The organism is Cupriavidus oxalaticus, from assembly GCF_016894385.1.
GTDB lineage: Bacteria > Pseudomonadota > Gammaproteobacteria > Burkholderiales > Burkholderiaceae > Cupriavidus > Cupriavidus oxalaticus.
In genome coordinates, this window is the sequence record NZ_CP069811.1 from 1,923,530 (window position 1) to 1,939,954 (window position 16,425).

The window sequence follows — 16,425 nt, forward strand, 5'->3', positions numbered from 1 at the left end:
GTTGCGCTCTGGCCGCCACTAGCTGCGCGGGCGTCGAGCGCCGTGGCGGCACCATCGGCGCCCCGCTCCTGCAGTTGATACGTTATTTGCCGGTGAACTGCGGCGCGCGTTTGGCGAGGAATGCTTCGATCCCTTCCCGCGCATCGTCGGTGCGCGTTGCGCGAGCGAACAATTCCGCCTCAGCGCGCAGTCCGGCATCCAGATCCAGCCGGGCGGCAGCCAGCACCGCCTCGCGCGCCAGGTGGACAGCCGATGGCCGGCCTTCCGAGACGAGAACCAGGTGCGCCTTGCCCACAGCGACCGGGTCGCCGCCCTCGACCAGCCGGTCGACCAGGCCGATCTCCAGTGCCTCGTCTGCGGCAATCATTCGGCCGGTGGTAATCAGGTCCAGCGCCCTTGTCGTGCCGACCAGCCTTGGCAGACGCTGCGTGCCGCCGTAGCCGGGGATCAAGCCGAGCTTGATCTCCGGCAGCCCGAGTTTCGCGCCGGCCAACACCACGCGGTAGCTGCATGCCATGGCAAGCTCGAGGCCGCCCCCCAGCGCCAGGCCACGGATGACCGCAACACTGGGCATGCTCAGCGCAGCCAGCTTGGAGAACGCCACCTGCCCGAACACCGAGCCGTCCAGGTGCTGCTGCGGCGTGCGGTGCTGCAATTCCGCGATGTCGGCGCCGGCGCAGAAGGCGCGATCGCCCCCGCCGACGACAACAACACCGCGCGCACGATACTGTTCGATGTCGTCAACATGGCCCGACAAGGTCTTGAGCATGTCGACGTTCAGAGCGTTGAGCGCGACCGGCCGATCGAGCGTCAGCACGGCAAGCTCGCCATCAAAGCGCAGGCTGATGGTCATGCCTCGCCTCCGTCAGCGGCTTTGTGCTTGCCTTCGTAGACGTCGCGAAAGCGCGGCTTGCGCTTTTCGAGGAACGCACGCACGCCCTCCTGCGATTCGTCGGTCTGGTAGTACAGCGCGAGTGCCTGCATGCCCAGTCCGCCGATGCCGCGGATCGAATCGGTGTCGGCGTTGAACGAGCGCTTGGCGATGGCCAGGGCCGTGGGGCTCATGGCGAGGATTTCCTGGCACCATTTTTCGACTTCCGCGTCGAGCTGGTCGTGCGGCACGACGGCATTCACCAGGCCCATGCCCAGGGCCTCCGCCGCGGTGTAGCGCCGGCACAGGAACCAGATCTCGCGGGCCCGCTTCTCGCCCACGACACGCGCCAGCAGCGCCGTGCCAAACCCCGGGTCGACCGAGCCAACCTTCGGCCCCACCTGGCCCAGTTGCGCGGTCTCCGAGGCAATGGCCAGGTCGCAGCACGTGACCAGCACATTGCCGCCGCCAATGGCATAGCCGTTGACGCGCGCGATCACCGGCTTCGGGCATTCGCGGATCATGCCCTGCAGTTCCTCGACGGGCAGGCCGATCACGCCGCGCCCGTCGTAGCCGCCATCATGCGCTGATTGGTCACCGCCGGTGCAGAACGCCTTGTCGCCGGCGCCCGTCAGCACGACCACGCCGACGGACTTGTCCCACGAGGCGGCGTTCAGGGCATCGATCAGCTCGTCGCAGGTTTTGCCGCGAAACGCGTTGTACTTCTCCGGGCGGTTGATGGTGATGCGCGCCACGCCGGCACGCACTTCGTAAAGGATATCGGTGTATTGGCTCATGGTGTGCGCTTATCCTTTTAGCCGTGCATGGTCAGGCCACCGGACACGCTGATGACCTGGCCGGTGATGAAGTTCGCGTCGTCGCTGGCAAGGAAGCTGACGATGCCGGGAATGTCGGCGGGTTGCCCGAGCCGGTTGAACGGGATGGCGCGCTTCAGGCCTTCATAGATCTTCTGGCCGAACTCGCCTTCGCCGAGGAAGGACTGCAGCAATGCCGTGTCGGTGGGGCCGGGGCACACCACGTTGACGTTGATATTGCTGCGGGCGCATTCGCGTGCAATGGTCTTGCTGAAGGCAATGACGCCGCCCTTGCAGGCCGAGTACACCGACTCGCCCGACGAGCCCACGCGGCCGGCATCCGACGAGATGTTGACGATCTTGCCCTGCTTGGCCTTGACCATCCACGGCAGCACGGCGTGGTGCAGGTTCAGCGGCCCCACCAGGTTGATGGCGATCACCTTGCTCCAGAACTCCGGCGTCGTTTCGAGAAACTTCGCGGCAACGTCCCAGCCTGCGTTGTTGACCAGCGCGTCGATGCCGCCGAGTTCTTGCGCAACGGTGTCGATCGCCTGCTTCACCGCGCCGTGGTCGGTGATGTCGACCTTGACCGCGGTAATGCTCGCACCGGCTGGCTTGAGCGATGCGCCGAGCTGCTCCAGCGCGTCGGCATTGACGTCGACGGCGACCACGCGCGCCCCTTCCTCGCAAAACCGCTGGCACAGCGCCTTGCCGATCCCACCGGCCGCACCGGTGATGACGACCACCTTGTCGTTCAGACCTCGCATACTGCTATCTCCTGAGTGAATTCGTGCTGAGTGAATTCGTGATTAGGTCCGGCTGGATACCGCTGCGGCGGCCAGCTTGCGCAGGACAAACTTCTGGAGCTTGCCGGTCGCCGTGCGCGGCAACGTTTCAAAGACGATGTGGCGCGGCGTCTTGAAGCCGGGCAGCCGCTCGCGGCAGTAGCGGATCACCTCTTCCGCGCTCAGGGCCCCCGCGAACTGCGGCTTCAGCTCCAGCAGCGCGCACGGGACTTCGCCCCATTTGGCGTCGGGCACTGCCACCACGGCCGCGGTCTGGATGGCCGGGTGCGTGTACAGCACCTCTTCGACTTCGAGCGAAGAGATGTTCTCGCCGCCGGAAATGATGATGTCCTTGGCCCGGTCCTTGATCTCGATATAGCCGTCGCCATGCACCACGGCGAGGTCGCCGCTGTGGTACCAGCCGCCGGCAAACGCTTCCGCCGTCGCCTCCGGGTTCTTGAGATAGCCCTTCATGGCCAGGTTGCCGCGGAACATCACCTCGCCCATGGTGTGGCCGTCGCGGGGCACCGGTGCAAACGAGGGGTCGACCACCACCATGTCTTCCATCACCACGCTGCGTACCCCTTGCCGGGACAGATGCGCAAAGAAGCCGTCCTCGCCTTCCTCGCGCCACTCCGGCTGCAACTGGCACAGCGTGTTGACGCCGTGCATCTCGGTCATGCCATACACATGCAGCAAGGAAAAACCTAGCGCCGACACCTTGCGCAGCACCGCCGTCGGCGGCGAGGCCCCCGCGCACATGATCCGGATCGGCCGAGCAGGCTTGACCCAGCTGGCCGGCGTGCCGTCCACCAGGAAGTCAAGCACGGTCGGCGCGCAGCCGAAATGGGTCACGCCGTGCGCTTCAATGGCTGCGTAGATGTCGCCGGCCATCACCTTGCGCAGGCAGATACTGGTGCCTCCCATCGCCGCCATGGCCCACGCGAAGCACCAGCCGTTGCAGTGGAACAGCGGCAGCGTCCACAGGTAGACCGGGTTGCTGCCGGGCATCTCGGCATTGATGGACTGGCCCAGCGCGTTCAGGTAGGCACCGCGGTGGTGGTAGACCACGCCCTTGGGATTTCCGGTGGTACCGGACGTGTAGTTCAGCGCAATGGCATCCCACTCGTCGGCCGGATAGCGCAGGGCCGTGTCAGGCGCGGCGGTCTCCAGGAAGGCGTCGTAGTCGATCGCGCCGAGGCGCTCGTCGCAGCCGGAAGACGGATCGATGATGTCGACGACCTGGATCTCGCGGCCGGACTGGCGGACGGCTTCGCGGGCAACGGCGGCAAACTGGGTGTCGACCAGCAGCAGCCGCGTCTCGGAGTGCTGGAGAATGAAGGCAATGGCCGGTGCGTCGAGGCGGATATTGATGCTATTCAGCACGGCGCCGGACAGCGGCACACCGAAGTGCGCCTCGAGCATTTCCGGCACGTTCGGCGCGAGGATCGATACCGTGTCGCCGCGTTCGATGCCGGCGGCGATCAGCGCCCGGGCCAGCGCCTCGCAGCGCTGCGCATACTGCCGCCAGGTGTAGCGCCGATCCTGATAGATCACGGCGGCGCGCTCCGGGAACACATCCGCGGCGCGCTTGAGGAAATGCAGCGGGGTCAGCGGTTGGAAATTGGCCTGGCACTTGTCCAGGCCCTGGTCGTATTTGGTCAGCACGGGTGTCTCCTGCGGATGGCTGGCGGAGTCGGAGGGTGGAATTCAGAGGGCGACAGCAAGCCGGGTGGCCTGGTCGATGGCGCGCAGCGCGTCAAGCTCGCTGGCAACGTCGGCGCCCCCGATCAGGCGCGGCTTGAGACCACGTGCCACCAGCTGGTCGTACAGCGTGCGGTTCGAGTTCTGTCCCGCGCACAGGACGACGTGGTCGACGGCAAGCACATGCAGCTTGCCCTGCACCGTGTAGTGCAGGCCCTCGTCATCGATGGCGTCATAGGTCGCGCCTGCCGTCATGGCGACATTGGCCTTGCGCAGTTTCGCTTTCAGGATCCAGCCAGTGGACTTGCCCAGGCGCCTGCCGAGGGGCTCGTCCTTGCGCTGGAACATGAAGACGCTGCGGCGCGGCGCCTCCGGGTCGGCCGCCGCGATCAGGCCACCCGGCGTGACGCTCTTCGGATCCACGCCCCATGCACGGAAGAAGGCCTGCGGATCGAGCGATTCCTCGGCATCGCCAAGCAGGAACTCGGCAACGTCGAAGCCGATCCCGCCCGCGCCGATGATTGCCACGCGCTGGCCGGGCGTGACCTTGCCGCTCAGCACGTCGAGATAGGAAACGGCCTTGGGATGATCCACGCCGGCGAAGTCCGGCACACGCGGCGACACGCCCGTGGCCAGCACGATTTCATCGAACCCGCCCGTGGCAAGCGCCTCGGGCGTGGCGGCCTCGCCCAGCCGCAGCGTGACCTTCAGCTTGTCCAGCCGGACGCGGAAATAGCGCAGCATCTCGTGGAACTCGGCCTTGCCGGGCACCATCTTCGCCAGGTTGAGCTGGCCGCCGAGCCGGGCATCCGCTTCGAACAGCGTGACACTATGGCCGCGCTCCGTGGCGTTGATTGCAAACGCCATCCCGGCCGGCCCTCCGCCCACCACGGCGATCCGCTTCGGCGCGGACACGACCCCAATGGGAAACTCGATCTCTCTGCCGGCGCGCGGATTGACGAGGCACGTCGCGGTGCGCTCCGTGAAGATGCGGTCCAGGCAGGCCTGGTTGCACGCGATGCAGGTATTGATCTCGTCGGTGAGGCCAAGCCGTGCCTTGCGCGCGAAATCCGGATCCGCCAGCAGCGGCCGCGCCATGGACACCAGGTCGGCAATGCCGGCGGCGATCACCTGCTCCGCGGCATCGGGCGCGTTGATCCGGTTCGAGGCCATGACGGGAATGCTCACGGCCTGCTTGACGTTCCTCACGGCCTCGCTCCAGGCGGCCCGCGGCACTGTGGCGGCAATGGTCGGCACCGCCGACTCATGCCAGCCCACCCCGGTGTTGATCAGGTCAGCGCCGGCGGCTTCGACCTGCTGGGCGAATTCCGCCACTTCTTCCCCGGTCATGCCGCCTTCGACCAGGTCGATCGCGGAAATGCGGTACACCAGCATCGGTTCGCGGCCGATCCGCTCCCGCACCGCGCGTACAACCTCGAGCGGGAAGCGGATGCGCGCGGCGAAGCTGCCGCCGAAGGCATCGTCACGCCGGTTGGTCGGCGCGGCGGTGAATTCGTTGATCAGGTACCCCTCGGACCCCATGATCTCGACACCGTCATAGCCGGCTTCGACCGCCAGCGCCGCGGTATGGGCAAAGTCGGCGATCGTCTTCCAGACCTCGTCCGTGGTCAGCGCGTGCGGCGGGAAGGTATTGATGCGCGCCTTGCCCGGCGACGGCGCCACGCACTCCGGCACCTTGGCATAGCGGCCGGCATGCAGGATCTGCAGCACGATCTTGCCGCCCGCCTTGTGCACGGCGCTGGTCACGGCGCGATGCTCGTCGAGCTGGTCGGCACTGTTGAACAGCGGCCCGCCCGCCTCCATGACCCCTTCCGGATTCGGCGAGAAGCCGCCGCTCAGGATCAACCCGATCTCGCCCCTGGCGCGCGCCGCATAGAAAGCGGCAAGGCGCTCGTGCGGCCGGTCCAGCGTCTCCAGACGCGTATGCATTGCGCCCATCACCATCCGGTTTGGAATGACGTGGTTACCTATCGCCAGCGGCGTCAGGATCTTATCGGGTGTCTCCATGGGGTCCTCGCTTGTTCTGGTGGGTTGTGCTGGTGGGTTGTGCTGGTGGGTTGCGTGAGCACATACTAGGCAGGTCGCTAATATACGTCAAGTACTTGATATATATTTACGTAAAAACGGCAGATTGTACGACAAATCATGCAATCTACATGTCATACATTGAGGGAAAGATAATTACCCGGCGCAATTGGCGCCCCGGACGCGGGTTGCGCACTCGGCCGTAGAATGTCGCCATCCCGCCTGCCCGAGCCGCGTGACCCCGCAGATCCGAGCCATGACCGATTCCGACCCCTCTTACGACCAGTCCGTCTCGTCCGTCCACAACCGCCTGTTCTTCCGGCTGTTTCAGGCGGGCAATACGCTGGACCGGCAGACCATCAAGTACCTGGGCATCACGACGGTGCAGTGGTCAGTGCTGGGCGCGCTGACGCGGCCGCAAGCCGCGCAAGGGATGTCGTTCTCGGAGCTCGCCGAGTACCTGGTGGTCAGCCGGCAAAGCCTGGATGGCGTGCTCAAGCGCCTGGAGCGTGACGAACACGTGGTGCGGGTGGCCGATACGGTCGACCGGCGCGCCAAGAATGTGGTGCTGACCCCGAAGGGCCGCGCGTTCTGGTCAAGCCTGCAGCCCAGGATCTATGAGTTTTATCGCCAGGCCCTGGTGAGCTTCCGGTTCGACGACAAGGTTGCGCTGGTGCACTTTCTGAACCAGCTCAATGGCGGCATGGCCGATGTGCACCTTGACGGCGCCGAGGGCGACGCCACCGCTGACACCGACGCCGCACAAGCCCGCTAGAAGCGGGCGGCATCCCGTCCTCATGCCGGCAGTGCGAACGGATTGAACCCGGTGCGCTGATACCCCTCCTCCATCACGGCATGGTCCAGGGTCAGCGTGGCAAGATCATCGGCGACGGCCTCGGCTTGCGGGTCGCGCTCCAGTGAGATGACTTTCAGGTATCCGTGACACACGCCGCAGCTTTCGGCGCGTACCGTGGCGTCGGCGGTGTCGAAGCTGAGGTAGTCAAGGTCCGCGGCGGCGCCGCAGTTGGTGCATTTCGCCCGCACCATGTGCCAGGCGCTCTCGCAGAGCGCGCAATGCAGATAGCGCATTCCCTGACGATCGCCGGTCAGGATCAGGCTGGCCACGGGCGCACTGCCGCAGAGCGGGCAAGACGCGTGCTCGGCAGGACCGCTGCCGGGCACAGGCGCGGCGCGTACGGCGCTGGCGCGTTGCAGCGAGAGCATGGCCCAAAGAAAGGGTGCGATCGCTGCCGGGACGGCATCAAAACGGCCCATGTTCAGCGCCTGGGCCATGTACAGGCGTTCCGCGTCCGCAAGGTCGCGCAGCGCCGCAAGATGCGTGGCCACCGGGGCGGGAACATCGGGCGCAAGCCGCTCAATCAACCGGTCAAGCAGAATGCCCCAATGCCGCTGCTGCAGCATGGCGCCGGCGCCGGGCGGTCCGGATCCGCCGGCTTCGGGCACAAGCGATGCCTGCACCTCTGCCACGCGGGCGGCCAGACGCAGATAATCGGCCTGATCGTGGCCTTCGGCCAGCGTACGCAGGCGCGCGGCGCGGCGGCTGTAAAGACCGGCAAGGTCTGGCTGGATCAACGGCGCGAAATGGGGGGATGACGGAGATGGCGGGGATGGCGGGGATGGCCGCGATGCCTCGCCCGATGGCAGCCCGTCTGGCGGCGTCGGATGCTGGCTCATGACCCGCTCCCCTTCGCTTCCACCTTTTTCCCCTCTTTCGCCTTCACCTCGCCATACCAGCGGTCATGGTGCTGCCTGGCCCAGGCGCGTGAAACATAGCCCGTCACCATGCCCGTGATCGACCCCCGGACCCAGATGGCCAGGTAGATATGGCCCACGATCAGCAGGATCAGGCCGATCCCCGCGACGGAATGGGCCAGGATCGCCAGGCGTAGCACGGGAATCGGGAAATACTCGGCGAAATACGCGCGCCACATGATCAGCCCGGTGATCAGCAGGGCCAGTATCGAAGCCATGATGAGCCAGAACAGGATCTTCTGGCCGGCGTTGTACTTGCCTATCCGCAGCGGTTCGCCACCATGCCGGTTCAGGAGCACGTCCCGGACGCGGCGGAACCAGATCGCGTCGGTGCGCGCGGGCAGGTTGTAGCCCACGAAGCGCCCGAACATGTAGCAAAGCCCGACGAACACCGCGATGCCGAGGAACGGGTGGAGCAGCCGCGCCATCTGGGGCGTGCCAAGGAAGCCGCTCATCCAGCTCACTGTCGGGAAGAACCACGAGATACCTGAAACCGCCGCCAGGAAGAAGCAGAACACAATCGCCCAGTGACACAGCCGCTCGGCGAATCTCGTGCGCAAGATCATGTCGTTGTTGGTCGCCATCTCCGCTCTCCGCCTAGGCTGCACCATCATCCGGGGCATCGTGCCCATCCGGTTCGGTGGTGTTGGGGCCAACCGCCATGAAATGCGCCGCCATGCCCACCACCGCCGCCGCGCCAACCACGGCGGCGGTGGGTTGCAGGCCATCCTTCCAGCCCGAAACGACCGTGCTGATCTCCGGATCCTTCGGCAAGCCCGCGTAACGCTTCGGGTCGTCGGCATGCTGCAGCACATACATCACGTGGGTGCCGCCAACCCCCGCCGGGTCATACAGTCCGGCCCTGGCATAGCCGCGCTCGTTCAGCTCGGCCACGCGCTCGGCCGCGAGCGACTGCATCTCCGCCTTCGAGCCGAAGGCGATGGCGCCGGTCGGGCAGGTCTTGACGCACGCAGGCTCCTGCCCGACCGAGACGCGGTCCGAGCACAGCGTGCACTTGTAGGCCTTGTTGTCCTTCTTGGAAATACGCGGCACGTCAAAGGGGCAGCCGGCGACGCAATAGCCGCAGCCGATGCACAGGTCGGACTGGAAGTCGACGATGCCGTTCGCATATTGCACGATGGCGCCGGGGGCCGGGCAGGCCTTCAGGCAGCCGGGATCCTCGCAATGCATGCAGCCGTCCTTGCGGATCAGCCATTCCAGCTTCCCCGCCTGGTCCTCATGCTCGGTGAAGCGCATCAGGGTCCAGGTGTCGGGCGACAGGTCGCGCGGGTTGTCGTAGACGCCGACATTCTCCTGCACGTCGCCGCGAAGGTCGTTCCATTCGTTGCAGGCAACCTGGCACGCCTTGCAGCCAATGCAGGTGGACACGTCGATCAGCTTGGCCACTTGCATCTGATGGTCGCGGATCCGGGGGGCCGGTGTCAGCTCCGACGAGGCCGAGCGACGGATGATGTTCTGCGAGTTCATGCCTGGGCTCCCGCCATTTTTTCGATATTTACGAGGAATGCCTTGAATTCCGGCGTCTGTGAATTGGCATCGCCAACGCCAGGCGCGAGCGTGTTGGCGAGATAGCCCTTGCGCGTCGCGCCCTCGAAGCCCCAATGGCAGGGGATGCCAACCTGCTCGACCGCCTGCCCGGCCACCTGAAGCGTGCGCATGCGTTTGGTCACCACGGCCTTGGCCGTGATGTAGCCGCGCCTGGTCGTGATCTTCACCGTGTCGCCATGGGCGATGCCTTTGTCCGCAGCCAGCTTCTCGCCGATCTCGACGAACTGCTCGGGCTGGAGCATGGCGTTCAGATGCGAGTGCTTGGTCCAGTGGCGGAACAATTCCGTGATCGAATAGGTCGTGGCGACATAGGGAAACTCGGTGCGGTTGCCCATGCGCTGCGCATCGTTCTGGAAAATGCGTGCGGTCGGGTTGTGGGTCACCTTTGCGTGCAGCGGGTTCTTCGCGATCGGGCTCTCGACCGGCTCGTAATGCTCGGGAAAGGGGCCGTCGACCATGCCTGCGGCCGAGAACAGGCGCCCCACGCCTTCGGGCAGCATGATGAAGGGGCCGGCTGGCGTGCCGGGTGCCGCGGTGAGCGGAAAGTCGGGCACGTCGGCGCCCACCCATTTCTCGCCGTTCCAATGCAGGATCTGGCGCTTGGGGTCCCAGGGGTTCCCCATCTCGTCCATCGAGGCCCGGTTGTAGAGGATGCGGCGGTTCGCGGGCCAGGACCAGGCCCAGCCCGGCGTGTTGCCAAGACCGGTGTCGGTGTTGTCGCGCCTGGCCATCTGGTTGCCCGCCTCGGTCCAGGAACCGGCGAAGATCCAGCAGTAGCTCGAGGTCGTGCCGTCGTCGCGCAGTTGCGCGAACGAATCCAGCAACTGGCCCTTGCGCAGGATCTGTTTCCCGGTGTCGTCGAATACGTCGGCCAGCGCGTAGCCGTTGGCTTCCTTGGCCATTTCCTCGGGATGGGGGCTGTAGGGATCGTGATAGGTCTCCTCGTCCCAGGTCATGTGCAATACCTGTTCCGGGCAGGCGCCGCCTTCCTTTTCGTACAGCCGCCGCAGCTCCATCATGATGCCGCCGAGAATGGCCGGATCATGCCGCGCCTCGCCCGGCGGCTGCTGGCCCGCGTAGTGCCATTGCAGCCAGCGGCCCGAATTCACGACGGTCCCGTCTTCCTCGGCAAAGCAGTTCGACGGCAGCCTGAAGACCTCGGTCATGATCTCCTCGGTCCTGACGTCGTTGAACTTGCCCTCGTTGCGCCAGAAGTTCGAGGTCTCGGTCACCAGCGGGTCGATGACCACCAGGAACTTCAGCTTCGACAGCGCGGCCGATGACTTGTTCTTGTCGGGCATCGCTGCCAGCGGGTTGAACCCCTGGACCACATAGCCGTTGACCTTGCCTTCATACATCAGGTCGAAATAGGCCAGCATGTCGTAGCTGCGGTCCCATTTCGGCAGCAGGTCGAAGGCCCAGTCGTTTTCCGCGGTGGCGTGCTTGCCGAACAGGTTCTTCTGCAACGAGACGAAGAACCTGGGCAGGTTTTTCCAGTAGTTCACCTGGTCGGGCAGCACGGCTTTCGGCGTGGTATCGGCCAGGTATTGCTTGAGCGTCTGCTGCCTGTCGGTGGGCAGGTCCATGTAGCCCGGCAGCCGCAGCGACAGCAGGCCAAGGTCGGTATAGCCCTGGATGTTGGAATGTCCGCGCAGCGCATTCACGCCGCCGCCGGACATGCCGACATTGCCCAGCAGCAGCTGGATCATCGCCGCGCCGCGGATGATCTGCGCGCCGCCGGTGTGGTGCGTCCAGCCCAGCGCGTAAAGCCAGGTCAGCGTCTTGTCCTTCGCCGAGCACGAGCCGACGATCTCGGCGATCTGCAGGAAGTCGGCCTTCCTGACGCCGGTGATCTCCTCGACCTTCTCCGGCGTGTAGCGTGAGACGTGCTGCTTCAGCAGGCTCAGCACGCAGCGCGGATGACGCAGCGAGGGATCGCGTTTCGCGTTTCCCGCCCCGTCGCGTTCATAGTTCCAGGAGGATTTGTCATAGGCGAGCTTCTCGGCATCGAAGCCCGAGAACAGCCCTTCGTCGAACCCGAAATCCTCGCGCACGATCAGCGACGCGTTGGTGTAGGCGCGCACATAGTCATGCTGGATCTTGTCGTGCTGCAGCAGCCAGTTGACCATGCCCATCAGGAAGGCCGTGTCCGACCCCGCCCGGATCGGCGAGAAGATATCGGCTACCGCGGCTGTGCGGCTGAAGCGCGGATCGATGACGATGACCTTGGCCTTGTTTTTGATCTTGGCCTCGATCACCCATTTGAAGCCGACCGGGTGGGCCTCGGCCGGGTTGCCGCCCATGACGATGACGACATTGGCGTTCTTGATGTCCACCCAGTGGTTCGTCATCGCGCCGCGGCCGAAGGACGGACCCAGCGCCGAAACCGTTGGCCCGTGGCACAGGCGCGCCTGGCAGTCCAGCGCCAGCATGCCCAGGGAGCGTGCGAACTTGAAGTCCAGCACCCCCGTTTCGTTGGACGCCGCCGACGAGGCGAGCATGCCCGAGCTCAGCCAGCGGTTCACCAACTGTCCCTTCTCGTTGCGCGCGATGAAGTTCTTGTCGCGATCGTCCTTCAGCAGGCGGGCGATGCGCTTGTTCGCCTCGTCCCAGCTGATGCGCACCCACTCCTTCGATCCCGGCGCGCGGTATTCCGGATACAGCAGCCGGTTTTTCGAATGGACGATGTCCAGCAGGCCCGCGCCCTTGGGGCATAGCGAGCCACGGCTGACCGGGTGATCGGGATCGCCCTCGATGTGGAAGATGCGCGGTTTCGCATTCTTTGCGCCGTCACCGAGCGAATACATCAGCAGGCCGCACCCGACCGAGCAATAGGTGCAATTGTTGCGCGTCTCTTTCGCACGCAGCAGCTTGTAGGGGCGCACGCCGGCCGGGGCCTGCGCCCAGGCCGTACCCATGCCGGCACCCATGCCCAGGGCCGCGGCCGTGGCGGCAACGGGGCCTGCGCCGAGAATCTTGAGGAACCGCCGGCGTCCGATACTGGTGATGCTTGTCATGTCTCCTCGCCTTGCCGGGCTTGCTGACATGTCTGCCGCAGCCTCTGTGCTGATTGTTCCGCGACTCATGCAAGAGACATCTTGAGCTGTAATGCCGTTCAGTTAAGGCATCAAACACTACCGTCATTCCCGCGAAGGCGGGAATCCAGCGTCTTCACGTCCCCTTGGGGATCACGTCCCCTTCGGGGATGAAGTCACTGGGTTCCCGCCTTCGCGGGAACGACGGTGGTTAACTGAACGGCATTACATCTTGAGCTGACTCGTCGCCTTGGCCGCAATGCTGATCGCAAGGCGGTAGGCATGCGCACAGCGACCCGGAGAATCGTGCGGCAGGACCAACGCCTTTCGCCCAAAGATATCCGTCCGCCCACTTAAGGTAAATTCAGCGATTCTTTGCCGGTCTATAAGAGATTGCTTAAGTAGCGCGGCGGCTATCTCATCAGACCGGCGTGTGCACGAAGCCCGGCTGTCCCTGGAAAGGATGCGGCACCTGCATCGGCTCGCGCGCAAAGCTGTCCAGCCGGCGGCGGCCACACACGTTGAACCGTCGCACTGCGCGCACCTTTTTGTGCCTACCATGGCACTTATGGCATGAAAAAACCCCTACTGCGCCAAATTTTCCTCAATGGATGGCGCAGTTTCATAAACCGCGCCAAAATTGCGCCATCCTTTAAGAGAATTGCGCCACATCCGACATGTCCCCTGCCCACGCCGTGCTAGAGAGTTTCGCAAGGCCTCCGCAGGCCCTTTCGATCGCCGGGTAAACCGGATAAATGTGCGACGGATAAGGCTTCCGCCTCTTACGCGATCCCAGGCGCTTAGCGCCGCATTGATCTGCGTCAGACCCAAATCATGCAGGGAAACTATTGTGTCAATGAAGGTTCTGTGAGTCCCGATATCGTAGCTTGCCCAGCTTCCCAGGAGGCGCCATGGCCACCCCACCCGTCACCCCGCTTCCGACCTCGGCTTCCGCCTCACTTTCCGCCCCGAGCCCGGCACCGCTTGCCGCGTGGCATACCGACCATATCCATTTCGCGTCACTGCTCGACCTGCTGGAGAAGCAGGTCAGCACCTTCCATCAGGGCGAGCAGCCCGACTACGGCCTGATGGCGACGATCATCCATTACCTGCGCAACTATGGCGATTGCGTGCACCACCCCCGCGAGGATGTCGCCTACGCCTTGCTCGTGGAGCGGGATCCGGGCACGCGGATCATCATCAGCCGGCTATTGCAGGAACATCGCGTGATCGCCACGGTTGGCGCGGAATTGCTCGAGCGCCTGCGTGAAGCCCAGAGCGAAGTCGTCACCTCGCGAGCGGCACTGGAAGCGGCCGCCGCCATGTACCTGGTGTACTACCGCAACCACCTGTCCACCGAGGAGAAACAGGTCATGCCGCGCGCCGTCCGATTCCTGACCGAAGCGGACTGGGCGCAGGTCGCCGCCACCGACCCGGCCAGTGCCGATCCGCTATTCGGCGCCAATGTGGAGAAGCACTTCAAAAACTTGCGCGATCAGATCGACAGCGAAGCAAACGCGTCCATGCACTGAACGTCGATCGCTTCGCCGACCACTAGCAAGACGATCGACATCGAGTTGTTGCGCGACGAGTGTTTTGTCATATCCGCACGCGATCGCACTCCCAATACCCATGACCAGCTAATCGGCGTCAGAAGAAATGCCGGATGCCGGTCCTCAGCAACAGCTGGTTCCGATTGGAGGAGACATTGGCCGCACCGGCGATATAAGCGGTATCGAGGATCGTACCGGTGGCGTCGCCGCCCACGCGCTGGTACATCCCCTGCAGATAGACATCGGTCCGCTTCGACAGCTGGTAATCCGCCATCATGCCGATCGAATGGTAAGCGGGATGCTGCTTGCCGGATGCCGCATTGACGCTGGCGCGCGTATAGGTGTACATCACCCCCGCCCAGTACGAGGCGCCAAACTGGTATTTGGCGTTGACCTCGAAGTTCTGGAACCTGAGTGAAGACAGCGTCCCCACCGGCGGGACGATCGGCCCGACATAGCCGGAGCTTTGCGGATTTTCCACATCGGTATTGGAGTACACCGCTCCCAGCGCTGCCTTGCCGATGGAGTAGGTGGCCCCGGCACCATAGATCCTCAGCCTGCTGCCCAGCAGGTTCTGGTCACCGCTGTTGTTGATGGCACCGTAGGACGTGGCAGACGGATTGTCGGCCCGCAGATAGGCCGCCGACACGACCAACCCGCCATTGGCATATTGGCCGCCAACGCTGTACTGGCGGTTATTCGACCAGCTGGCGTCATCGCTGAAGCTGTACGTTGCGCCGAATTTCAGGCCGCCCAGCGTGGGGCTGGTGTACTTGATGGTGTTATTGACGCGGAATGTGTTGATCAGGTTGTCGTTATCGTACGGGTGGGCAAACATGTAGCCGCCCCACGTGCCACCCGCGGAATTCTGCGCCAGGAAGTCGACCACCGAATCATATTGCCGGCCGGCGGTGAGCGCACCCACGCTGTCGCTGGAAAGGCCCACGTATGCCTGGCGTCCGAACAGCAGCCCGCCCTGGAACGCGCGGCCGCTATCCACGTCGAACCCGTTCTCAAGCTGGAACACGGCCTTGACGCCGCCGCCCAGGTCCTCCGTCCCCTTGAGACCCCAGCGGCTGCCATGCGGAAATCCGCTTGCCATCTCCACCATGCCGTGGCCACCGACGTTGCTCGTATAGTTGAGGCCCTCGTCGAGCACCCCATACAAGGTCACCGAGCCCTGTGCGAATGCCGGCGCGGACAACGCACACAGCAAGGCGGACAACCGAATCTTCATCTTTGTCTCCCCGGACATATTCTTGTCCTGTTTATGCATGGATTTCACTGCCCACGGGCACGCTCACGCGCTGTGCCCGGTTCCGGCGCGGCCGGTGTTCTGGAACGTTGTCCGCGCGTGGCGAGCCAGCACAGGACGGAGCCGGCGCAGACCATGGATGCGCCCTTCCAGAACGCGATCGACAGCGGCGTGCGCAACAGCATGGCCGCCAGCGCAGCGGAGAGGACCGGGATGAAATAGGAGGCGCCTGCAAGCACCGTGACGTTGCCGTGCAGGATGCCGACGTTCCACGCCGCATAGCCGAACCCCATCGCGGAGGCAGCCAGCGCCAGATACAGGATGGCCTGATAGCTGAACACCATCGCGCCGCCGTCGCCGGTGAAATACTTGATCCACAGGGTCAGTGCCGTCAGCATGAAGAACAGCGTGATGCCATTCTTGCCGCCCGCGATCCGGCTGGTCACGGTGCAATAGGCGGCCCAGATCACGGCGCCCGAGAAGGCCAGCCCGTAGCTGAGCGGGTTGTCCTGGATATTTGCCGCCATCCCGGCAAAGTCCAGTCCCTGGTCGCCGCCAAGTACCCAGCAGATGCCAAGAATGGCAATCGAGAAACCGGGAACGATCAGCAGGTTCGATTTCTGGCCGTTGAACGCAATGGCGCACAACATGGTGAAGCTCGGCCACAGGTAGTTGACCATGCCGACCTCGATGGCCTGCCTGGCGCTGTTGGCATAGCCGATGGACAGGGACAGGCACAGTTCGTAGGAAACGAACAGGATGCTTCCCCAGACGAGGTAGCGCCGGGGAAATTCACTCGGCCTGGCGAAACCGACGGTCAACCAGAGCAAGGCGGAGGCAACGGTATACATCATGGCCGCGCCGCCGGTTGCGCCAAGGCTTTCACTGACGCCACGAATCAGGCCGACGATCGAACTCCATAACAGGATCGCGACAAGCCCGATGAGTGTTGCCTGACGCCTGCTTCGGATGACACCTGCTTGCATTGAAATGATGACCTTATAAGGGACGGTGGAGGG

The 16,425-nt window shown here is 64.4% G+C and carries 13 protein-coding genes; 2 read left to right on the plus strand and 11 right to left on the minus strand.

What is annotated here, in order from left to right:
* Window positions 1–82 precede the first annotated feature (82 nt).
* The 5 genes from JTE92_RS08400 to JTE92_RS08420 are packed head-to-tail and all read right to left on the minus strand — an operon-like array spanning window position 83 to window position 6,203.
* Entirely contained in the window at window positions 83–853 is a 771-nt protein-coding gene (locus tag JTE92_RS08400; protein WP_063241337.1) for an enoyl-CoA hydratase-related protein, read from the minus strand.
* A complete protein-coding gene (gene badI, locus JTE92_RS08405; protein ID WP_063241336.1) occupies window positions 850–1,668 on the minus strand; it encodes a 2-ketocyclohexanecarboxyl-CoA hydrolase in 819 nt (272 codons plus the stop codon). Before badI ends, JTE92_RS08400 begins: the two co-directional genes overlap by 4 nt.
* A gap of 17 nt (window positions 1,669–1,685) precedes the next feature.
* Window positions 1,686–2,453 (minus strand): glucose 1-dehydrogenase, encoded by a 768-nt coding sequence (locus JTE92_RS08410; protein WP_063241335.1) that lies wholly within the window; start codon window positions 2,451–2,453, stop codon window positions 1,686–1,688.
* Window positions 2,454–2,495: 42 nt separating this feature from the next.
* Window positions 2,496–4,139 (minus strand): AMP-binding protein, encoded by a 1,644-nt coding sequence (locus JTE92_RS08415; RefSeq protein ID WP_063241334.1) that lies wholly within the window; start codon window positions 4,137–4,139, stop codon window positions 2,496–2,498.
* Between the two features lie 42 nt (window positions 4,140–4,181).
* Window positions 4,182–6,203 carry an NADPH-dependent 2,4-dienoyl-CoA reductase gene (locus JTE92_RS08420; protein WP_063241333.1) on the minus strand — a complete coding sequence of 674 codons (2,022 nt, stop codon included), beginning with the start codon at window positions 6,201–6,203 and terminating at the stop codon, window positions 4,182–4,184.
* A 274-nt stretch (window positions 6,204–6,477) separates the two neighbouring features.
* Between JTE92_RS08420 and JTE92_RS08425 the strand changes: the two genes are divergently transcribed.
* Entirely contained in the window at window positions 6,478–6,996 is a 519-nt protein-coding gene (locus tag JTE92_RS08425; RefSeq protein ID WP_063241332.1) for a MarR family winged helix-turn-helix transcriptional regulator, read from the plus strand.
* A gap of 20 nt (window positions 6,997–7,016) precedes the next feature.
* Here JTE92_RS08425 and fdhE read toward each other — a convergent pair whose 3' ends face one another.
* From fdhE to fdnG, 4 genes are read right to left on the minus strand one after another with little or no spacing between them, the layout of a single operon-like run.
* Window positions 7,017–7,916, minus strand: a complete 900-nt coding sequence (fdhE, locus tag JTE92_RS08430) for a formate dehydrogenase accessory protein FdhE (RefSeq protein ID WP_063241331.1) — start codon at window positions 7,914–7,916, stop codon at window positions 7,017–7,019.
* Entirely contained in the window at window positions 7,913–8,578 is a 666-nt protein-coding gene (locus JTE92_RS08435) for a formate dehydrogenase subunit gamma (protein WP_063241330.1), read from the minus strand. The genes fdhE and JTE92_RS08435 overlap by 4 nt, the downstream gene beginning before the upstream one ends.
* A 13-nt stretch (window positions 8,579–8,591) precedes the next feature.
* Window positions 8,592–9,482, minus strand: a complete 891-nt coding sequence (gene fdxH / locus JTE92_RS08440) for a formate dehydrogenase subunit beta (protein ID WP_063241329.1) — start codon at window positions 9,480–9,482, stop codon at window positions 8,592–8,594.
* The gene (fdnG, locus tag JTE92_RS08445) at window positions 9,479–12,571 is read right to left on the minus strand and encodes a formate dehydrogenase-N subunit alpha (RefSeq protein ID WP_218017957.1); all 3,093 of its coding nucleotides are present in this window, start codon (window positions 12,569–12,571) and stop codon (window positions 9,479–9,481) included. The genes fdxH and fdnG overlap by 4 nt, the downstream gene beginning before the upstream one ends.
* Window positions 12,572–13,509: 938 nt before the next feature.
* On the opposite strand from fdnG, the gene JTE92_RS08450 reads away from it, so the two are divergent.
* Window positions 13,510–14,130 carry a hemerythrin domain-containing protein gene (locus JTE92_RS08450; protein ID WP_063241328.1) on the plus strand — a complete coding sequence of 207 codons (621 nt, stop codon included), beginning with the start codon at window positions 13,510–13,512 and terminating at the stop codon, window positions 14,128–14,130.
* 118 nt (window positions 14,131–14,248) lie between these two features.
* Here JTE92_RS08450 and JTE92_RS08455 read toward each other — a convergent pair whose 3' ends face one another.
* Window positions 14,249–15,388, minus strand: coding sequence for a porin (locus JTE92_RS08455; protein ID WP_174544887.1), 1,140 nt, complete (start codon window positions 15,386–15,388; stop codon window positions 14,249–14,251).
* A gap of 44 nt (window positions 15,389–15,432) precedes the next feature.
* Complete coding sequence (gene yddG / locus JTE92_RS08460) at window positions 15,433–16,392, minus strand: aromatic amino acid DMT transporter YddG (protein WP_169834850.1); 960 nt, start codon at window positions 16,390–16,392, stop codon at window positions 15,433–15,435.
* Window positions 16,393–16,425 lie beyond the last annotated feature (33 nt).

What these genes read in the sequence shown, in the direction of transcription:
- JTE92_RS08400 (WP_063241337.1), bottom strand. Translation starts at nt 853, where the DNA reads ATGACCATCAGCCTGCGCTTTGATGGCGAGCTTGCCGTGCTGACGCTC.
- badI (WP_063241336.1), bottom strand. Translation starts at nt 1,668, where the DNA reads ATGAGCCAATACACCGATATCCTTTACGAAGTGCGTGCCGGCGTGGCG.
- JTE92_RS08410 (WP_063241335.1), bottom strand. Translation starts at nt 2,453, where the DNA reads ATGCGAGGTCTGAACGACAAGGTGGTCGTCATCACCGGTGCGGCCGGT.
- JTE92_RS08420 (WP_063241333.1), bottom strand. Translation starts at nt 6,203, where the DNA reads ATGGAGACACCCGATAAGATCCTGACGCCGCTGGCGATAGGTAACCAC.
- JTE92_RS08425 (WP_063241332.1), top strand. Translation starts at nt 6,478, where the DNA reads ATGACCGATTCCGACCCCTCTTACGACCAGTCCGTCTCGTCCGTCCAC.
- fdhE (WP_063241331.1), bottom strand. Translation starts at nt 7,916, where the DNA reads ATGAGCCAGCATCCGACGCCGCCAGACGGGCTGCCATCGGGCGAGGCA.
- JTE92_RS08435 (WP_063241330.1), bottom strand. Translation starts at nt 8,578, where the DNA reads ATGGCGACCAACAACGACATGATCTTGCGCACGAGATTCGCCGAGCGG.
- fdxH (WP_063241329.1), bottom strand. Translation starts at nt 9,482, where the DNA reads ATGAACTCGCAGAACATCATCCGTCGCTCGGCCTCGTCGGAGCTGACA.
- JTE92_RS08450 (WP_063241328.1), top strand. Translation starts at nt 13,510, where the DNA reads ATGGCCACCCCACCCGTCACCCCGCTTCCGACCTCGGCTTCCGCCTCA.
- JTE92_RS08455 (WP_174544887.1), bottom strand. Translation starts at nt 15,388, where the DNA reads ATGAAGATTCGGTTGTCCGCCTTGCTGTGTGCGTTGTCCGCGCCGGCA.
- yddG (WP_169834850.1), bottom strand. Translation starts at nt 16,392, where the DNA reads ATGCAAGCAGGTGTCATCCGAAGCAGGCGTCAGGCAACACTCATCGGG.